The organism is Spectribacter hydrogenoxidans, from assembly GCF_031846275.1.
Taxonomy (GTDB): domain Bacteria; phylum Pseudomonadota; class Gammaproteobacteria; order Nevskiales; family Salinisphaeraceae; genus Spectribacter; species Spectribacter hydrogenoxidans.
This window is the reverse complement of sequence record NZ_JAVRIB010000010.1, coordinates 66,256-83,722: the sequence shown is the minus strand read 5'-3', so window position 1 is coordinate 83,722 and position 17,467 is coordinate 66,256. Positions and strand designations below refer to the sequence as shown.

19 protein-coding genes, 2 tRNA genes, 1 other RNA gene and 1 pseudogene are annotated in these 17,467 nt (G+C 65.0%); 14 read left to right on the top strand and 9 right to left on the bottom strand.

Going from position 1 to position 17,467, the window contains the following annotated elements:
• Window positions 1–7 precede the first annotated feature (7 nt).
• Window positions 8–1,492 (bottom strand): beta-barrel assembly-enhancing protease, encoded by a 1,485-nt coding sequence (locus tag RM532_RS10775; RefSeq protein WP_311653333.1) that lies wholly within the window; start codon window positions 1,490–1,492, stop codon window positions 8–10.
• Window positions 1,493–1,615: 123 nt separating this feature from the next.
• Between RM532_RS10775 and RM532_RS10770 the strand changes: the two genes are divergently transcribed.
• The gene (locus tag RM532_RS10770) at window positions 1,616–2,686 is read left to right on the top strand and encodes an AI-2E family transporter (protein WP_311653332.1); all 1,071 of its coding nucleotides are present in this window, start codon (window positions 1,616–1,618) and stop codon (window positions 2,684–2,686) included.
• A 228-nt stretch (window positions 2,687–2,914) separates the two neighbouring features.
• On the opposite strand, the gene RM532_RS10765 is transcribed toward RM532_RS10770, so the two are convergent.
• The 3 genes from RM532_RS10765 to RM532_RS10755 are packed head-to-tail and all read right to left on the bottom strand — an operon-like array spanning window position 2,915 to window position 5,389.
• Window positions 2,915–4,318: a PhoH family protein gene (locus RM532_RS10765; protein WP_311653331.1), complete on the bottom strand. Its 1,404-nt coding sequence runs from the start codon at window positions 4,316–4,318 to the stop codon at window positions 2,915–2,917.
• 42 nt (window positions 4,319–4,360) lie between these two features.
• Window positions 4,361–4,825: a peroxiredoxin gene (locus RM532_RS10760; RefSeq protein ID WP_311653330.1), complete on the bottom strand. Its 465-nt coding sequence runs from the start codon at window positions 4,823–4,825 to the stop codon at window positions 4,361–4,363.
• 24 nt (window positions 4,826–4,849) lie between these two features.
• Window positions 4,850–5,389: a glycine cleavage system transcriptional repressor gene (locus tag RM532_RS10755; RefSeq protein ID WP_311653329.1), complete on the bottom strand. Its 540-nt coding sequence runs from the start codon at window positions 5,387–5,389 to the stop codon at window positions 4,850–4,852.
• 118 nt (window positions 5,390–5,507) lie between these two features.
• Here RM532_RS10755 and dapA point away from each other — a divergent pair, with 118 nt between their 5' ends.
• From dapA to recR, 7 genes are all read left to right on the top strand, one after another.
• Window positions 5,508–6,392 carry a 4-hydroxy-tetrahydrodipicolinate synthase gene (gene dapA / locus RM532_RS10750; RefSeq protein WP_311653328.1) on the top strand — a complete coding sequence of 295 codons (885 nt, stop codon included), beginning with the start codon at window positions 5,508–5,510 and terminating at the stop codon, window positions 6,390–6,392.
• 5 nt (window positions 6,393–6,397) lie between these two features.
• Entirely contained in the window at window positions 6,398–6,673 is a 276-nt protein-coding gene (locus RM532_RS10745) for a hypothetical protein (RefSeq protein WP_311653327.1), read from the top strand.
• A gap of 270 nt (window positions 6,674–6,943) precedes the next feature.
• A tRNA-Ser gene (locus tag RM532_RS10740) sits at window positions 6,944–7,034 on the top strand.
• Between the two features lie 108 nt (window positions 7,035–7,142).
• Window positions 7,143–7,233: signal recognition particle sRNA small type (gene ffs, locus RM532_RS10735), an RNA gene on the top strand.
• A 73-nt stretch (window positions 7,234–7,306) separates the two neighbouring features.
• On the top strand, window positions 7,307–8,971 hold the full coding sequence (gene dnaX / locus RM532_RS10730; RefSeq protein ID WP_311653326.1) for a DNA polymerase III subunit gamma/tau: 1,665 nt from the start codon (window positions 7,307–7,309) through the stop codon (window positions 8,969–8,971).
• A gap of 16 nt (window positions 8,972–8,987) precedes the next feature.
• Complete coding sequence (locus RM532_RS10725; protein WP_349255306.1) at window positions 8,988–9,314, top strand: YbaB/EbfC family nucleoid-associated protein; 327 nt, start codon at window positions 8,988–8,990, stop codon at window positions 9,312–9,314.
• 13 nt (window positions 9,315–9,327) lie between these two features.
• On the top strand, window positions 9,328–9,924 hold the full coding sequence (recR, locus tag RM532_RS10720) for a recombination mediator RecR (protein ID WP_311653324.1): 597 nt from the start codon (window positions 9,328–9,330) through the stop codon (window positions 9,922–9,924).
• An 8-nt stretch (window positions 9,925–9,932) separates the two neighbouring features.
• On the opposite strand, the gene rsgA is transcribed toward recR, so the two are convergent.
• Complete coding sequence (gene rsgA, locus RM532_RS10715; RefSeq protein ID WP_311653323.1) at window positions 9,933–10,778, bottom strand: ribosome small subunit-dependent GTPase A; 846 nt, start codon at window positions 10,776–10,778, stop codon at window positions 9,933–9,935.
• A 29-nt stretch (window positions 10,779–10,807) separates the two neighbouring features.
• Window positions 10,808–11,149 carry a 4a-hydroxytetrahydrobiopterin dehydratase gene (locus RM532_RS10710; RefSeq protein WP_311653322.1) on the bottom strand — a complete coding sequence of 114 codons (342 nt, stop codon included), beginning with the start codon at window positions 11,147–11,149 and terminating at the stop codon, window positions 10,808–10,810.
• 105 nt (window positions 11,150–11,254) lie between these two features.
• Here RM532_RS10710 and orn point away from each other — a divergent pair, with 105 nt between their 5' ends.
• Window positions 11,255–11,800, top strand: coding sequence for an oligoribonuclease (gene orn / locus RM532_RS10705; protein WP_311653321.1), 546 nt, complete (start codon window positions 11,255–11,257; stop codon window positions 11,798–11,800).
• 392 nt (window positions 11,801–12,192) lie between these two features.
• Here orn and RM532_RS10700 read toward each other — a convergent pair.
• Window positions 12,193–12,269, bottom strand: a tRNA-Pro gene (locus RM532_RS10700).
• 4 nt (window positions 12,270–12,273) lie between these two features.
• Window positions 12,274–13,245 carry a polyprenyl synthetase family protein gene (locus tag RM532_RS10695; protein WP_311653320.1) on the bottom strand — a complete coding sequence of 324 codons (972 nt, stop codon included), beginning with the start codon at window positions 13,243–13,245 and terminating at the stop codon, window positions 12,274–12,276.
• Between the two features lie 180 nt (window positions 13,246–13,425).
• On the opposite strand from RM532_RS10695, the pseudogene rplU reads away from it, so the two are divergent.
• The 5 genes and pseudogenes from rplU to cysC form a co-directional block, all read left to right on the top strand.
• A pseudogene (rplU, locus tag RM532_RS10690) lies at window positions 13,426–13,728 on the top strand (50S ribosomal protein L21); the annotation flags it as partial.
• A gap of 186 nt (window positions 13,729–13,914) precedes the next feature.
• Complete coding sequence (gene rpmA / locus RM532_RS10685; protein WP_311653319.1) at window positions 13,915–14,172, top strand: 50S ribosomal protein L27; 258 nt, start codon at window positions 13,915–13,917, stop codon at window positions 14,170–14,172.
• Window positions 14,173–14,243: 71 nt separating this feature from the next.
• A complete protein-coding gene (gene cgtA, locus RM532_RS10680; RefSeq protein WP_311653318.1) occupies window positions 14,244–15,326 on the top strand; it encodes an Obg family GTPase CgtA in 1,083 nt (360 codons plus the stop codon).
• Window positions 15,327–15,330: 4 nt separating this feature from the next.
• Window positions 15,331–16,449 (top strand): glutamate 5-kinase, encoded by a 1,119-nt coding sequence (gene proB / locus RM532_RS10675; RefSeq protein ID WP_349255309.1) that lies wholly within the window; start codon window positions 15,331–15,333, stop codon window positions 16,447–16,449.
• Window positions 16,450–16,490: 41 nt separating this feature from the next.
• On the top strand, window positions 16,491–17,105 hold the full coding sequence (cysC, locus tag RM532_RS10670; protein ID WP_311653316.1) for an adenylyl-sulfate kinase: 615 nt from the start codon (window positions 16,491–16,493) through the stop codon (window positions 17,103–17,105).
• An 83-nt stretch (window positions 17,106–17,188) separates the two neighbouring features.
• On the opposite strand, the gene rpsT is transcribed toward cysC, so the two are convergent.
• Entirely contained in the window at window positions 17,189–17,452 is a 264-nt protein-coding gene (rpsT, locus tag RM532_RS10665) for a 30S ribosomal protein S20 (RefSeq protein ID WP_311653315.1), read from the bottom strand.
• Window positions 17,453–17,467: the final 15 nt, after the last annotated feature.

Sequence of the window (17,467 nt, the reverse complement as noted above, 5' to 3'; positions counted from 1 at the left end):
TATACGGCTACCAGTCTCGCCGCCCGACTACACCCTCGATTCGCTTTCGGCATTCGCTTTCGGACCAGAGCCGATCGCACTGCTGACGGAAGCGGCTGAGCGCCGCCTGGATCCGGGATTCGGCCTGGCTGCTCAGATCCGGTAGTTCCAGCGCCGAGCGCAGCTTGAATATGGCGGCGCCGTATTCGCCACGCAGCCGATGCGCCTCGGCTTCCTGGTAATAAGCCTCTTCCGGCTGGTCCATCTCATCGGCCGCGCGTGCCAGCAACTGATGCAGGTGGGGATCGCGGTTGAGCATGCTGCTCTGGTCAAGCAGAAAGGCGCGGGTTTCGGCCGGCTGGTTGGTCCGCAGCAGCGCCTTGCCATAGGCAAGGATTACCGGCCGGTAGGAGGAGTACTCCCGCCGGAGCTGGTCGAGTGTTGCCAAGGCGGCGTCATCCTCTCCGGTTTCGAACTGTGTCTGGGCCAGGGCCAGGGCGAAGTGCGGATGTGCCGTGCCGGTCTTCTCGGTCAGGTTGGCGAGAATATCGCGAGCGGCCTCGCTTCGGCCGACGCGTGACAGTGCCAGGGCATAGCCATAGTCGTCCGCCGGGTGGGCCTGATCGCCATTGCGCTGTCCCTGGTAATAGGCCAGCGAATCGGTCGGCTGGCTGCTGGACAGTACCCGGGCCCGGGCCCGCATGAGTCGGTAGCGATCCGATTCCTGCATGTTGCCGGAACCGTAGTCGCGCGCCCGGGAGCGAGCTTCGGCGATACGCGTGGTGCTGATCGGATGGGTCAGCAGAATTTCCGGCAATTGGTTGCCGTAGAGGCGGGAGCGACGCTCCATCTTCTCGAAGAAGCTGCCCATGCCGTTCGGGTTATAGCCGGCGCCGGCGAGCGTTCGGATGCCCAGTCGGTCCGCTTCCAGTTCGTGTGCGCGGGTAAAGTTGATCTGCTGTTGCCCCATGCCGGAGATGCCCATGGTGATGGCGGCCTGGACCACCGCCGGGTTGCCGCCGCCGGCGATGATGGCCAGCAGCATGGCAGCGGCCGTGGCGATCGACATGCCCTGGGTGGCCTGGATCTGGCGGGCGATGTGGCGCTGGGTGACATGGGCTATTTCGTGGGCCATCACGCCGGCCATCTCGCTTTCCGTCTCCGATTCCATGATCAGACCGGCATTCATGCCGATATAACCACCGGGCAACGCGAACGCGTTAACCTGCTGGCTGTTGATTAGAAAGAACTCGAAATCGTCCGGTTGGCTACGGGTCTGCAACGCCAGCCGGGTGCCGACGCTGCGCAGATAGGCGGAAAGCTCGGGATCGTCCAGAATGGCGCCGTTCTTGAGAAGTTGCGACACCACCTGACGGCCGATGCGATCTTCCTCTGCCGGGGACATCACGGTATCCGCCGGCTGGCCGATCGACGGCAGGTCGTAATCGGCGGCGCTGGCCATCGTGCAGACGGTCAGCCCCAGACTTAGAAAGAAAAGGAACACGGGACGCACTAGGATGTTTCCGCTGACGGCACGGCATAATGGTACCGGGTTTGACGCCCGATTTCGGTGCCGGTTCAATCCCCGGTTCGGTCCGGCCCCCGGCGAGCATGGACAGCGACCCGAGTCACTGCGATGAACATCATAAGAGACTGGTTTTCCCGCCACTTTTCCGATCCCCAGGTGGTCACGCTGTCGCTGTTGCTGGGCGGCGGTATCCTGCTGGTAGTGTTCTTCGGCGGCTATCTGGCGCCGGTTTTCGCGGCGGTGGTTTTCGCCTACCTGCTGGAAGGGCCGGTGGCGCGGCTGGAACGCTGGCGGGTGCCGCGCCGCGCCGGCGCTGGGATGGTCTCGCTGGTACTACTGCTGGCGGTGCTGCTGAGCGCATTCGCGCTGGTGCCGCTGCTGGCCCGGCAGGTGGTGCAGATTCTCCAGGACGTACCGGCGGTCGTCGGCAGCATCCAGAACTGGCTGGAGGGGCTGCCGGAACGCTATCCGGCCCTGATCACCAAGGAACAGGTCGACGCGGTCATGAACGCCGCCACCCGGGATGTCGGTTCCCTGCGCCAGGTGGTGGTATCGCGGTCGGTGGTGGTGGGCGTGAGCCTGCTTTATCTGGCGGTCTACCTGGTGCTGGTGCCACTGCTGGTTTTCTTCCTGCTCAGCGACAAGGGCGCCATTCTGGCCTGGCTGCGCCGCTTCGGACCCCGCAACGAAGGCCTCGTGCGCCAGGTCTGGAGCGAGGTCGATCTGCAGCTGGCCAACTATGTCCGCGGCAAGGCGGTCGAGATTGCGCTCGTGTGGATCGTGGCGTACGTCGTGTTTTCCATACTCGGTCTGAAGTACGCCATGCTGCTGTCGGCATTGGTGGGGCTGTCGGTGCTGGTGCCCTACATTGGTGCCTTCTTCATGACCCTGCCGGTGATGCTGGTGGCCTATTCCCAATGGGGGCCGACCGCCTACACGCTGTACGTGCTGATCGCCTATATCGTGCTGCAAATCCTGGATGGCAACGTGCTGGTGCCGGTGCTGTTTTCAGAAGCCGTCAGTCTGCATCCGGTGGTGATCATCGCCGCGGTACTGTTCTTCGGCGGCGTCTGGGGCTTCTGGGGGGTGTTCTTCGCCATCCCGCTGGCCACCCTGGTCAATGCCGTGATCAATGCCTGGCCGCGGTCACTCCCCGAAACCTCTGACGCGGCGTCATGAGCGCCTGCATGAATCCGGGTGCCTGTCGCTGGAACCGCAAAGGTCGCGAAGAGCGCAAAGGGGTGATTAATGGAATTGTTTTCCGGCTTTGCGTCTTTTGCGCCCTTTGCGGTTGTCGCTCACGACACCGCCAAGGTCGCAAGAATCACGAAGGGGTGATGATGCGAACGGCTTTTCGGCTTTGCGTTTAGCCCGCGAGGTTACCTGTAACAACGCTGCGATCAGTGCCTACAGCGCCTGCGACGCGTAATCGGCCAGCCGCGAGCGCTCGCCGCGGGCGAGGGTGATGTGGCCGGCATGTTCCCAGCCGCGGAAACGGTCGACCACGTTGGTCAGACCGGACGTGGTTTCGGTGAGGTAGGGGGTGTCGATCTGGGCCAGATTGCCCAGACAGACGATCTTGCTGCCGGGGCCGGCCCGGGTGATGAGGGTTTTCATCTGCTTGGGTGTCAGGTTCTGCGCCTCGTCCAGGATAATGTATCGGTGCAGGAAGGTGCGGCCGCGCATGAAGTTCACCGAGCGGATCTTGATGCGCTTGGCCAGTAGCTCGTTGGTGGCGGCCCGTTCCCAGTCCGACCCCTCCTGATTGCCGGTCAGCACTTCCAGGTTGTCCATCAGCGCGCCCATCCAGGGCGTCATCTTCTCTTCCTCGGTGCCCGGCAGGAATCCGATGTCGTCCCCCACGGGGACCGTCACGCGGGTCATCACGATCTCGCGGTAGCGTTGTTCGTCCATGGTCTGGGCCAGGCCGGCGGCAAGAGCCAGCAGGGTCTTGCCGGTACCGGCCGCGCCGAGCAGGGTGACGATGTCGATGTCCGGATCCATCAGCAGGTTCAGAGCGAAGTTCTGCTCACTGTTGCGGGCGTTCACGCCCCAGACGGCTTTCCGCCCCTCGCGGTAATCGTCGGCCAGCGCCAGGGTGGCACCGTCCTGGTCACGGTCGCGCACGATCAGCTCGACGTCGTTTTCGGCGTCGAAATGCAGACACTGGTTGCTGATCCACTCGCGGGTGTCTTCGCCCGTCACCCGGTAGAAGGTGCGGGCCCCTTCCTGCCAGGAGTCGAGCGAATCGCCATGCTGTTCCCAGAAGTCGGGGGGCAGGGTGGCGGCGCCGGTATAGAGCAAATCCAGGTCTTCGAGGACCTTGTCGTTGTAGTAATCCTCGGCGTCGATACCGATCACCGCAGCCTTGATCCGGAGGTTGATGTCCTTGGACACCAGTACCACCTCGCGCTCGCGCTGTTCTGCCCGTAGTGACAGGGCGCTCAGCAGGATGCTGTTGTCGGCCTTGCTGCCGGGCAGTACCGTCGGTAGCTCGGCCGAGGGGTTGTGGGTCTCGAAATACAGCCGGCCCCAGGCCACCGGCGTATCACCGTTCTCACCGCTGCGGGTGAGGGGGCTTAGCGGAATCCCGGCCTCGATATCCGCATGCGAGCAGCCCTGCATCAGCTCATCAAGGAAGCGACTGACTTGGCGGACGTTGCGGGCCACCTCCGACAGACCCTTCTTGCCGGCGTCCAGCTCCTCGAGCACCACCATCGGCAGGAAGATGTCGTGTTCCTCGAAACGGAACAGAGCGGCGGGATCGTGCATCAGCACGTTGGTATCAAGAACGAATACGCGGCGCGCCATGAGGCAAGCACTCGGCAGTGGTGGATTGACGGTGAAGCGGGCCTAGAGGTCTGCGATCGCCTGCAGCACCTCGTCGGCATGGCCCTTGACCGACACGCCCCGCCATTCGCGGCGGACAACGCCCTGGTCGTCGATCAGAAAGGTCGACCGTTCGATGCCGATCGACTTGCGGCCGTACATCATCTTTTCGCGAAGTACACCGAAGGCCCGGCAGGCGGTTTCCTCGGTATCGGCCAGCAGATGAAAGGGGAAATCGTACTTGGCGCGGAAGTTCTCATGCTTCTGCACGGTATCGCGGGATACGCCAAGAACCTCGGCGCCGGCCTGCCGGAACTGCTCGTAGCGGTCGCGGAAGGCCTCGCCCTCGCGGGTACAGCCGGGCGTGTTGTCCCGTGGGTAGAAGTACAGCACCACGACCTGGCCGCGCAGGTCGGCCAGCGAGAGGGACTGGTCACCGGTGGCGGGCAGGGTGATATCCGGCGCGGGTCGGTCAAGCAGTTCGCTCATAGTGGCTTGGTCGGAGAGGCTGGGTCAGGACTTGATCGGGTCGAGCATGCCGTCGGCGTGCAGGTCGTCGCACAGGTCCATGAAGGATTCCCGTAGCGTCTGCGGATGCTGGGTCATCGGAACCTGCAGCGCAATATGCACCCCGCACATGGCCCCGCCGGTGTAGCCGGAGTCGTAACCCTGGCTGGTGATTTCCACCACCCGCGCGCCCTGGCCGTGAAAGAATCCCACCAGTTCGCCCAGCAGTCCCGATTGCTGGGGCGCCGAGACCTCGGCGGCATAGGGGCGGAAATCGGGCGCCAGGTCGGGGTTCTCGGTATGGGCGTAGTGAAGTTGGAGGTCGAGCTGTTCGGCCAGGCCGGGCAGGGCGCTTTCGAGTTTGCCCAGCGCGCTCCAGTTGCCGGCGATCAGAAGCGCGGCAGTCACCTGGCGGCCCAGCGGCGCCAGGCGGCATTCCACGATGTCGCAGCCGCGCTTTTCCACTGCGCTTATGAGGTCGGCGGTCAGCGTCTCACGATGCGCCCCCAGCGCTGTCAGCGCGAGATATTTTCGGACTTCCGGCATGCCCTTCCCGGTGGCTGGCCCCAAAGAAGCCGATGATAGCACCGGGCCGACCTGAACGGACCCGAATACGCCGTGCCTGCGTTATACTCGCCGCCCGTTTTTCGCGGCAGGAGAGGCAATGGTGGCACTGGGCGGGAGCATGGTTGCCCTGGTAACGCCGATGCACGCCGATGGCACCGTGGACTGGGACAGTCTGGGTGACCTGGTGGACTGGCACATCGCCGAGGGCACCGATGGCATTGTGGCTGTGGGCACGACCGGGGAATCCGCAACCCTGGGTTTTCGCGAGCACGACGAGGTGATCGAGCGGGTGGTCGAACTGGTGGACGGCCGTCTGCCGGTGATTGCCGGTACCGGCGGTAACGCCACCGACGAGGCCATCCGCCTGACGCGCCACGCCAAGCGTGCGGGCGCCGACGCCTGTCTACTGGTCTGTCCCTACTACAACAAGCCCACCCAGGAGGGCCTCTACCGGCATTTCCATGCACTTGCCATGGCGGTGGACATTCCGCAGGTGCTCTACAACGTGCCGTCGCGCACCGGGGTGGACATGCTGCCGGAAACGGTGGAACGGCTGGCTGCCATCGACAACATCGTGGCGCTGAAGGAAGCTAAGGGCTCACTCGAGCGCATTCACGAACTGATCCAGCGTTGCGGCGATGATCTGATGATCTTCTCCGGCGACGACGGTACGGCGATGGAGTCCATGTTGGTGGGTGGCAAGGGCGACATTTCGGTAACCGCCAATGTCGCGCCACGGTTGATGCACGAGATGTGCACCGCTGCCATCAATGGCGAACGGGAAACCGCTGAGAAGCTGGATGCTACCCTGCAATGGCTGCATACGGCGCTGTTTCTGGAGCCCAACCCGATTCCGGTGAAATGGGCGCTGTACGAAATGGGGCGGATCGGCCCCGGCATCCGGCTGCCGATGACGCCGTTGGAAGAGCGTTTTCACGAATCTGTCCGTGAGGCGCTGCGCAATGTGGGAGCGATAACGTGATCCGGATGCTGACTCTGACCCTGCTGCTGCCGCTGTTCGCGGCCTGCACGGGCCCGGCCTGCCTGAATGACCAGCCATATCACACGGCCGAAGTATTTCCGCCGCTGCGGGTGCCGCCCGGGATGCAGGCGCCGGAGCCCGATCCCAACTTGGCGATCCCGGAAGTTGCCGGGAACGGCCCGGTGGGTGCGTTCCCGCCGGACGAAGACGACGAGGAGGCGGTCGAGGACACCCGCCGCTGCCTGGTGTCTCCGCCCCGGATGGAGGATGCTCGGGGCTGATCCGGCTCTGCTAGAATGCGCGCCGGTCGAACGGGATGCAGGACGCATCCCCGGATAGCGTGTGAATCTAGTGAGCACAGGGATGTGCGAACGACGACTGGAGTAACGATTACGCCGAACTGGAGAGGTGTCCGAGCGGGTTTGACCGAGATAGCGCGAGCACGGCTCGCGCCGGTCAAACGGGATGCAGGACGCATCCCCGGATAGCGTGAGAATTTAGTGAGCACAGGGATGTGCGAACGACGACTGGAGTAACGATTACGCCGAACTGGAGAGGTGTCCGAGCGGTCGAAGGAGCACGCCTGGAAAGCGTGTGTGCGGTAACCCCGTACCGAGGGTTCGAATCCCTCCCTCTCCGCCATTTCCCTGATCGGTCGCAGTACGACGATCGATCCGCGGCCGGCGCACGGCCGGATGCCTACGGGTGTTCCGGCAATCCGCGCGCCCCGCAACAGGCAATGGTGGTCCGCGTCGGTCCCCCCGCGACGAGACGCCGTGAACCCCGTCAGGCCCGGAAGGGAGCAGCGGCAGCGGCGGCATCGGGCGCCGGGGTGTGGCTGGCGCGGTCCGCCGCCATTTTTGCGATTCGGCCCGGGGCGGCGGGCGATGTCGTCATGCCGAGGCATCCGTGAGATGAGCTATCAAGCCCTGGCGCGCACCTACCGGCCCCGCCGGTTCGAGGACCTGATCGGCCAGGATCACGTGGTCCGGGCCCTGTCGCATGCTCTGACGTCCGACAAGCTGCATCACGCGTTGCTGTTCTCCGGCACCCGCGGGGTTGGCAAGACCACGCTCGGTCGGATCCTGGCCAAATGCCTGAACTGCGAGCGTAGCAGCGGTGCCAGTCCCTGTACCGATGATCCCTGCCAGAGCTGTGCGGAAATCGATCAGGGGCGATTCGTCGATCTGATCGAGGTGGATGCCGCGTCGCGCACCGGGGTGGACGACACCCGCGAGCTGATGGAGAACGTCCAGTACGCACCCACCCGCGGTCGGGTGAAGGTGTATCTCATTGATGAGGTGCACATGCTCTCGCGGCACGCATTCAATGCGCTGCTCAAGACCCTCGAGGAGCCCCCGCCGCGTATCCAGTTCCTGCTGGCGACTACGGACCCGCAGAAGATTCCGGTCACGATTCTGTCACGTTGCCTGCAGTTCCCGCTCAAACGACTCACGTTGGCTGATATTGGCGGCCAGTTGGAACGCATTCTCGGCATCGAGTCGATTGATGCCGAATCCGGTGCGATCACGGCGATCGCCCGCGCCGCCGACGGCAGCATGCGCGACGCCCTGTCGCTGACCGACCAGGCCGTGGCCTTCGGGGGCGGGGCCCTGCGGACCGCCGATGTCCATGAACTGCTCGGCAGCGTCGGCGTGGAACGGCTCAGCGGTCTGCTCGATGCCATCGCCCGGGGCGATGCCACCGCCCTGTGGCAGGCGCTGGAAACCCTGGATGAGCGGGCGCCGGATTACGCCGGCCTGCACGATGCCCTGGCCGAGGCCTGGCATCGCATTGCCGTGCTGCAACTGGTACCGGACAGCCGGATCGACGCGCCCGACGATTACCGGACCTTGGCCGACCGGCTGGACCCGGCGGATGTCCAGCTCTATTACGATATCTGTCTGGCCGGCCGGCGCGATCTCGACTGGGCGCCGGACCCTCGTACCGGGCTGGAAATGACCTGCCTGCGCATGCTTGCCTTCCGGCCTGCCGATGCGGCCGGGCCGGATCAGGCTATCTCCGGCGCCGCGCAGGCATCGTCAACGACACCTGCGTCCCGGCCGCCATCCGGGAACAGCTCGCCGGCACCGCCGCCCGCCGAGAAGGCCGAATCACCGGAACCGATGCCGGCCGAGAACCCGCCGCCAGCGACCGAGGCGGACCCCGTCTCGAACTGGGAAGGGCTGATTCCGCGGCTCGGCCTGCGCGGCATGACCGCAGAACTGGCCCGGAACTGCATGTGCCGGCAACTGGACGGTGAGGCCGTCGTGCTCTCGTTGCCGTCTGCCCTGCAGCACATGCGCACCGATCGCGCCGTCAGGCAACTGCGTGAAGGGATTCGCCGGGAACTGGGCGACTCGGTCCGTTTCGAGCTCAGTCTTGGCGAGGGGGACGATAACGTGGGTGACTCACCGGCCCGGCGCGACGAGGTGCGTCAGACCGAGCGGCGCAGTGAAGCGGCGCGCGCGCTGGCGGAGGATCCGAACGTGCATGCCCTGCAGAATCTGCTGGGTGCGCAACTCAAGGAAGATTCCATTGAACCCCGCAACGGCGGTGGTGACGAACAAATCCCATGAATCGGAGGTGCGGCCAATGAAAGGTTCCATCGGCAAACTGATGCAGCAGGCCCAGGAAATGCAGGGCAAGGTTCAGGAGGCCCAGGACGAGCTGGCCAACATGGAAATCACCGGCGAGGCCGGTGCCGGGCTGGTGAAGATCGTGATGACCGGCAAGCACGAGGTCCGCTCGGTGCATATCGACGACAGCGTGTTCGAGGAAGACCGGGAACTGCTGGAAGACCTGCTCACCGCTGCCATGAACGACGCGGTGCAGAAGGTCAGCACCACCACGCAGGAGCGCATGTCGGATCTGGCGGGTGGCATGAATCTGCCGCCGGGTATGAATTTCCCCGGTATGTAGGCGGGCCGGCTCCGTGGCATTCGCCCCCGCACTCGATGCGTTGATCGACGCCTTCCGCGTTCTGCCCGGCGTGGGCCAGAAGACCGCGCAGCGCATGGCCTTTCATCTGTTGCAGAGCGAGCGCCAGGGCGGGCAGCGACTGGCCCAGGCGCTGGGCGAAGCGCTGGAGCGGGTGGGTCATTGCCGGCAATGCCGCATGTTTGCCGAAGACGACATCTGCGACATCTGCCGGTCCAGCCGGCGTGACGCCCGGGTGCTCTGCGTGGTGGAGTCGCCGGCCGATGTGCTGGCGGTGGAACAGAACACCGACTTTCGCGGCCGCTACTTCGTGTTGATGGGGCACCTGTCGCCCATCGACGGCATCGGGCCGGAAGAGCTGGGCCTCGATCAGCTGCGCGAACGCCTGCGTGATGGCGAGGTCAAGGAGCTGATCCTGGCCACCGGCGCCACCGTCGAGGGCGACGCCACTGCCAGCTATATCGGCGATCTCGCGGCGCGTCACGGCGCCTCGGCGACGCGCATTGCCCACGGTGTGCCGGTGGGTGGCGAACTCGAATACGTCGATGCCGGGACGCTAGCGCAGGCGTTTTCCGGGCGCCGCCAGCTCTGACCGATGGCTCAGGCGCTGGCCAGGTAATGGGTCAAGTGCCGGAAGCTGGCCAGCCGCCGGTTCGAGATGGTTCCCGCCTCGACCGCCTGCGCCACTGCACAGCACGGCTCGCCATCATGGGCGCAATCGCGGAATCGGCACTGTTCGGCCGCCCGCGCCAGTTCCGGAAACCCGTGGATCAGCTCGGTGGCCGCCATGGGCCAGAGCCGGATATCGCGCACGCCGGGAGAATCCAGAACCGCGCCACCGTCCGGTAGCGGATACAGGCGCGTCGTGGTGGTGGTGTGACGACCGTCGCCGCTGCCGGCGGACAGCGTCCCCGTCCGCGGCCGGGCGGCGGGAATCAGCCGGCCGGTCAGCGAGGATTTGCCGGCGCCCGACAGCCCCACGAACACCGCGGTGCCGCGGCCGATATGCGCCACCAGTTCGGTGAGCCCGGCATCCGTCTGGGCGCTGGTGGTCAGCACCGGATAGCCCAGGGCCCGGAATTCGTCGAGCCGCGCGTCCAGGGCCGGATCGGGCAGATCGGCCTTGTGACGCACGATTGACGCCGGCATGCGGTCGATTGACGCGATCGCCAGGTAACGATCCAGTTGCTCGGCACTAATCCCGGGTTTCGGTGCCGCCACCACCAGCATGCGGTCTACGTGGCTGGCCAGCAGGCGCTTGTGGCGTCGAGTGTCGTGCCGCCAGAGGCAGCCCTGGCGCGGATGGATGTGACACAGCCCGGGTGGATCGCTTTCCACCTCGATATCCACCCGGTCGCCCGCAACCGGCGTCAGCGCGCGACTGCCGATCAGTGCATCTGCGCTTGAGCCGTCCGCCAGCCGCACCACCGCCCGGCGGCCGTGCACCGCCAGGACGGTCGCTTCCTGCCGGCTGTTCAGGACGCGTCGACCAGCCGGTCGATCTTGGCGGCGCAGATGAAGTCATTCTCCGACAGGCCGCCGATGGAATGGGTGCTGTAATGAATGGTGCAGTTCTTGTATCCGAAGGCGATGTCCGGATGGTGGTCGTCGGTATGCGCAATCCAGGCCACCGCATTCACGAACGCAGTGGTGTGGTAGTAGTTCTTGAAGGTGAACTCGCCCCGGATGGCCTTCGCGTCATCGCTGATTGACCAGTTGGACGACAACTCGCCGCAATGCTGCTCGGCGGTTGCGCGATCCATGGGGGCGACCCCGCCTTCGCAGGGTTGGCAACGGCGTTGTGCCAGATCACTCATGGCAATGTCCTCGGTAGAATGCGGGGCTAAGTTAACACCCTGTGCAAGGTGGCATCAGCCCCGCCGCCGACCGTGACCGAACTGTTTCAACAAGGGACCGCATTCATGCAACCCAGTGCCGACAACCTGATCTGGATCGATCTCGAAATGACCGGCCTGGACCCGGCCAGTGACCTGATCATCGAAATTGCCACCGCCGTCACCGATGCCCAGCTCAATCTGCTTGCCGAAGGCCCGATCCTGGCCGTGCACCAGCCCGATGCGGTGCTCGACGCCATGGACGACTGGAACACCCGCCAGCACAACGGCTCCGGCCTGGTAGCGCGGGTACAGGCCAGCCGCATCGATGAGGCGGAAGCCGAGCGCCAGACGCTCGAATTTCTTGCCAAGTGGGTGCCGGCCGGCGCGTCGCCAATGTGTGGCAACAGTATCTGCCAGGATCGGCGATTTCTGGCCGGCTACATGCCCGAGCTGCAGCGCTACTTTCACTACCGCCATATCGACGTCAGCACCCTCAAAGAGCTGGCACGGCGCTGGGCGCCCGACGTGGCAGCCGGATTCACCAAGACCAGCGCGCACCTGGCGATGGATGACATCCGCGACTCCATCGCGGAGCTGGCGCACTACCGGGCAAATTTTCTGCGCGGATGAAGTTGCCAGTCAGTGACGCAGGCGAGCGCAGAGTTCACCGAATAGGGTCGGGGTATAGCAGGATTCGATAAACGCGGCAGGACTGCCGCGTTGACGGCGCCGGTAGGCGTCGCCCGGAGGGTGGTCGTCAGAGATGGCGAACATCAACCTACGACCAGGAAGCCGCGTTAGCGCTTCGGAATCGGCGTCACTCGTCTAGTAGTGACAGATTCACTGAATATGGTCGGGGTAGCAGGATTTGATGAACGCGGCAGGACTGCCGCGTTGACGGGGCCGTCAGGCGCCGCCCGCAGGGTGCTCGTCAGGGATGGCGAGCATCAACCTACGACCGGGAAGCGCGTGAGCGCTTCGGAATCGGCGTCACTCGTCGGTAGTGACAGGCTCACTGAATATGGTCGGGGTAGCAGGATTTGAACCTACGACCTCCACCTCCCGAAGATGGCGCTCTACCAAGCTGAGCTATACCCCGAAGTCTAGAAACTGCGCCGAACAGCGAAATCGGCCAATTCCAAGAGTGCGCGTTTGTAGGGCGAGTCGGGAATCTGGTCAAGGGCCGCTCTGGCCTTTGCTGCCTCGTCCTCGGCGCGGGCGAGAGTGTATGTCATCGCCCGGGTGGATTCAATCGCGGATCGCACGGCTTCGAGTTGACCGCAATCACCGTCCTCGATGGCGCGACGCAGGGCGCTGGCATCGTCATCGGTGGCCTGGCTCAGGGCCCAGATCAGCGGGAGGGTCGCCTTGCCTTCGGCGAGGTCGTCACCGACGTTCTTGCCGAAGGCATTGTCGGTGGCGTCGTAATCAAGCGCGTCATCCATGATCTGGAACGCAATACCGAGGTGGCAGCCGTAACGCGCCAGGGCATCGGACTGTGCCACCGGGGCGTCGGCGAGCATGGCGCCGAGCCGGCAACCGGCCGCGAACAGGCTGGCGGTCTTGCGATCCACCACATCCATGTAATCGGATTCGCTGATGTCGGCACGGTGGGCGTTCATCAGCTGCAGCACTTCGCCTTCGGCGATGCGGTTGGTGGTATCGGCCAGCACCTGCATTACCTGTGGGCGTTCCAGCGCCACCATCATCTGGAATGCGCGGGAATAGAGGAAATCGCCGGTAAGGACGCTGGCGCTGTTGCCCCATACGGCATTGGCGGTATCCCGGCCGCGGCGCTGCCCGGATTCATCCACCACATCGTCATGCAGCAGGGTGGCGGTATGGATGAACTCGATGATGGCTGCGAGCAGACGATGATCATCGTTCCCGGTGAACCCGGCTGCGCGCGCCGCCAGCAGCACGGTTGCCGGTCGCAGCCGCTTTCCGCCGCCGGCGATGATGTAGTCGGCGAGGGTCCGGATCAGGACCACGTCGGAGTCGAGATGGCGCCGGATGAGCGCATCGACGGCGCGCATGTCGGCTTCAACCGGCTTGAGTATCGGTTCGAGTTGCATGAATGGCCGTCGACGGGAACCGCGCAAACTTAGGCGCCGGGTCCGGGGCTGTCAAGAAAGCCAGCCGAGACCGCGGATTACATTGACCGGGAGGCGGCTTGCGCGTAGACTTCGCGCCCTTCGATGAGCGTCATGCGCAGTTGCGCCGCGCGCTCGACCCTAGATCAGGAGTTTGTTGAGATGCACGCCGTCATCAGGACCGGAGGCAAGCAGTACCGCGTCAGCGAGGGCGAGACCCTGCGAGTGGAAAAGCTGGATGTCGAGGCCGGAAAGTCTATCGATATCGACGAGGTTTTGCTGGTTTCCGACGGCGACACCGCTCAGATCGGTACGCCGCTGGTTGACGGTGGCAAGGTCACGGCGGAAGTCCAGGGGCATGGTCGCGGCGACAAGATCGACGTGATCAAGTTCAAGCGGCGCAAGAAGTATCGGCGTAAGCAGGGTCACCGCCAGGATTACACGGAACTGAAGGTCACTGGCATCGCCGGTCTGTCCGGCGGCGCCAAGAAGGCCAAGAAGGCGGCCGAACCTGCGGCACCGAAACAGGATGACCAGGCCGAAGCGCCCGCCGGTGGTGCGGCTAATGCGGTGGCCAAGTCGGCCGAGCGCGCGGCAGACGACGCGAAGTCGACCGAATAGACTCACGGCATAATCTGAGGAGCCTCAGCGATGGCACATAAAAAGGCAGGCGGTAGTACCCGCAACGGTCGCGATTCCGAGTCGAAACGGCTTGGTGTCAAGCGCTTCGGCGGTCAGTCGGTAGTGGCCGGCAACATCATCGTGCGCCAGCGCGGCAGCAGCTTCCATCCGGGCAGCAATGTCGGGATGGGCAAGGATTACACGCTGTTCGCCAAGACCGACGGGCGCGTTGAATTCGCCGTCAAGGGCCCGCGCAACCGCCGGTTCGTGTCCATCGTGGCGGACTGATACCGCGCCATACGCGGATCTGAAACCCCGCTACTGGCGGGGTTTTTTGTGGGCAATACCCGGGCAGGATCATGAAATTCGTCGATGAAGCCAATCTGCGCGTCGAGGCCGGCGACGGCGGCAACGGCTGCATGTCGTTCCGTCGCGAAAAGTATGTGCCCCGGGGCGGGCCGGACGGTGGCGACGGCGGTGACGGTGGCAGCGTGTATCTGCTGGCCGAGCACAACCTGAATACGCTGTTCGATTACCGCGTTACCCGTCAGATCAAGGCGCAGCGCGGTGCCAACGGATCCGGCGGCGAGCGTACCGGCGCGCGGGGTGACGACGTGATCCTGCCGGTGCCGGTGGGCACGCTCTGCTTCGACGCCGACACCGGCGAACTGATCGGGGATCTCACCGAGCACGGCCAGCAGCTCTGCGTGGCCCGCGGCGGTTTCCACGGGCTGGGGAACACGCGTTACAAGTCCAGCACCAACCGTGCGCCGCGTCAGACCAGCGACGGCTCGCCGGGCGAAAAGCGGTCCCTGCGGCTGGAACTCAAGCTACTGGCCGAAGTGGGCCTGGTGGGATTGCCCAACGCCGGCAAATCGACGCTGCTGGCCTCGGTCTCCGGGGCCCGGCCACGGATCGCGGATTACCCCTTCACCACGCTACATCCCCAGGTCGGGGTGGTCGGGGTGGGGGAACTGCGTAGCTTCACCATGGTGGATCTGCCCGGCCTGATCGAAGGCGCCGCCCAGGGCGTGGGGCTGGGGCATCGATTCCTGCGGCACATCCAGCGCACGCGATTGCTGCTGCACCTGGTTGACCTGTGGCCGGTGGACGGCTCTTCTCCCGAGCAGGCCGTGGCCACCGTGGCTGACGAACTCGCGGAGTTCAGCCCGGAGCTGGCCGGGCGGGAACGCTGGCTGGTCTGCAACAAGGCGGATCTGCTCGATCAGGCGGATATCGCCGAGCGGATCACGGGGTTGACCGACGCGCTGGGGTGGACCGGCCCCGTGTACACCATTTCCGCTATCCGGCCGGAGAGTGTGCGACCCCTGCTGAGCGATATCATGACCTGGCTGGAAGCCCAGCGAGCGGCCAATTTCACCGACGAACAAGATCAGGATAACGACACGGACGAGGCGGATGACGACGACTGGATCCAGTAGCGACATGCGCCAGCGCGTCGGTGCCAGCCGGCGCTGGGTGGTCAAGGTCGGCAGCTCGCTGGTAACCAATGACGGCCGCGGGCTGGACCATGCGCGCATTGCCGATTGGGTGGCCCAGATCGCGGCGCTGGCCGGGCAGGGATATCAGATTGTGGTGGTGTCCTCGGGCGCGGTAGCGGAAGGTCTGGTACGGCTGGGCTGGCAGCGCCGGCCGGATACGCTCAACGGCCTGCAGGCGGCTGCCTCGGTCGGGCAGATGGGTCTGGTGGAGGCCTACGAACGGGAATTTCAGCGCCACGGCCTGCGCACCGCCCAGGTGTTGCTGACGCACGAGGAGGTGGCCGACCGGCGGCGCTATCTCAATGCGCGCGGGACATTGCTGACGCTGCTGGATCTGGGAGTGATTCCGGTGGTCAACGAAAACGATGTCGTGGCGACCGAGGAAATCCGGCTGGGCGACAACGATACCCTGGCCGCGTTGACCGTCAATCTGGTGGATGCCGACCTGCTGGTGATACTCACCGATCAGGCCGGCATGTTCGATGCCGATCCGCGTGGCAATTCGAATGCCAGTCTGATCGATACGCAGCGGGCCGATGACCCGGCGTTGTTGCCCATGGCCGGCGGCGGCTCCGGCGCGCTTGGCCGCGGCGGCATGCGAACCAAGGTGCAGGCGGCGCAGCAGGCGGCCCGTTCCGGTGCCCACACGCTGATTGCCGATGGTCGCTCGCCGGCGGTGCTCGGCCGTATCGCGGCCGGGGAGTCGCTGGGTACCCTACTGACCGCCGGTGAACGCAAGCTGGCGGCGCGCAAGCGCTGGATCGCAGGCCACCGCCAGACCCGGGGTTGCGTCCACGTGGATGCGGGCGCGGCCCGGGTTCTGCGCCAGTCCGGCCGCAGCCTGCTGCCCATCGGCATCACACGGGTGGAGGGCGATTTCCGCCGTGGTGATATCGTTGTGTGCACGGATCCCGAGGGCCGGGATATCGCCCGCGGCATGGCCAACTACGATGCCCCGGAAGTTGCGCGGCTGGCCGGCCGGCCCAGCGAGAGCATCATCGATATTCTCGGCTACGCCGGTGATCCGGAGTTCCTGCACCGGGACAACCTGGTGCTGATCTGACGCGGCCGTAATCTTTTCACTGCAATCAGAGGACCAAGCCTGTGACCGACGAAAACAACGATCGCTCAACCAATGTGGTCTGGCACGAGCACCGGGTGGCCCATGAAGACCGCGTGCAGCGCCTCGGGCAGAAGCCGGGCATCCTCTGGTTCACTGGTCTGTCGGGTTCGGGCAAGTCCACGCTGGCCGACGCGCTGGAGGCCAGCCTGTTCGAACAGGGGCGTCTGACCTATGTGCTGGACGGCGACAACATCCGCCACGGCCTCAACCGGGATCTGGGTTTCACCGATGAAGCCCGGGTGGAAAACATCCGGCGGATCGGCGAAGTGGCAAAGCTGTTCGTGGACGCCGGCGTGATCGTGCTGACCGCCTTCATCTCGCCGTTCCGGGCCGATCGCGAAATCGTGCGATCGCTGGTCGAGCCGGACCAGTTCATCGAGATCCACGCCCGGGCGCCGCTGGACGTCTGCGAGCAGCGTGATCCCAAGGGGCTCTACAAGAAGGCGCGGGCGGGAGAAATTCCGCACTTCACCGGCATCGACTCACCCTACGAGGCGCCGGAGGATCCGGAGTTGATCGTGGATACCGCGGATCATGGGCTGGAGGCGTGCGTCGCGCAGATCAGCGATGCCCTGCGCGAACGGGGCATGATCTAGGCCGATCCCGGGCGCCGGGAAATGCGAACGAAAAAGGGCCCGCCGGAGCGGGCCCTTTTCGAGCTATTCGTGCGTACTTCCGATCAGCCGAGGGCGCGGATCTGGGCGTTCAGGCGCGACTTGTGGCGCGCAGCCTTGTTCGCGTGAATCCGTCCCTTGCCGGCGAAGCGGTCCAGCACCGGCTCGGCGGCCCGGAATGCGGCCAGGGCGGCATCCTTGTCGCCGGCGTCGATCGCCTTGCGAACCTTCTTGATGTGCGTGCGGGCCAGCGAGCGCTGAGCCATATTATGGGTGCGCCGGACTTCGGACTGGCGGGCGCGCTTGCGCGCTTGCGGGGAGTTGGCCACGAAAAAAGCTCCTGA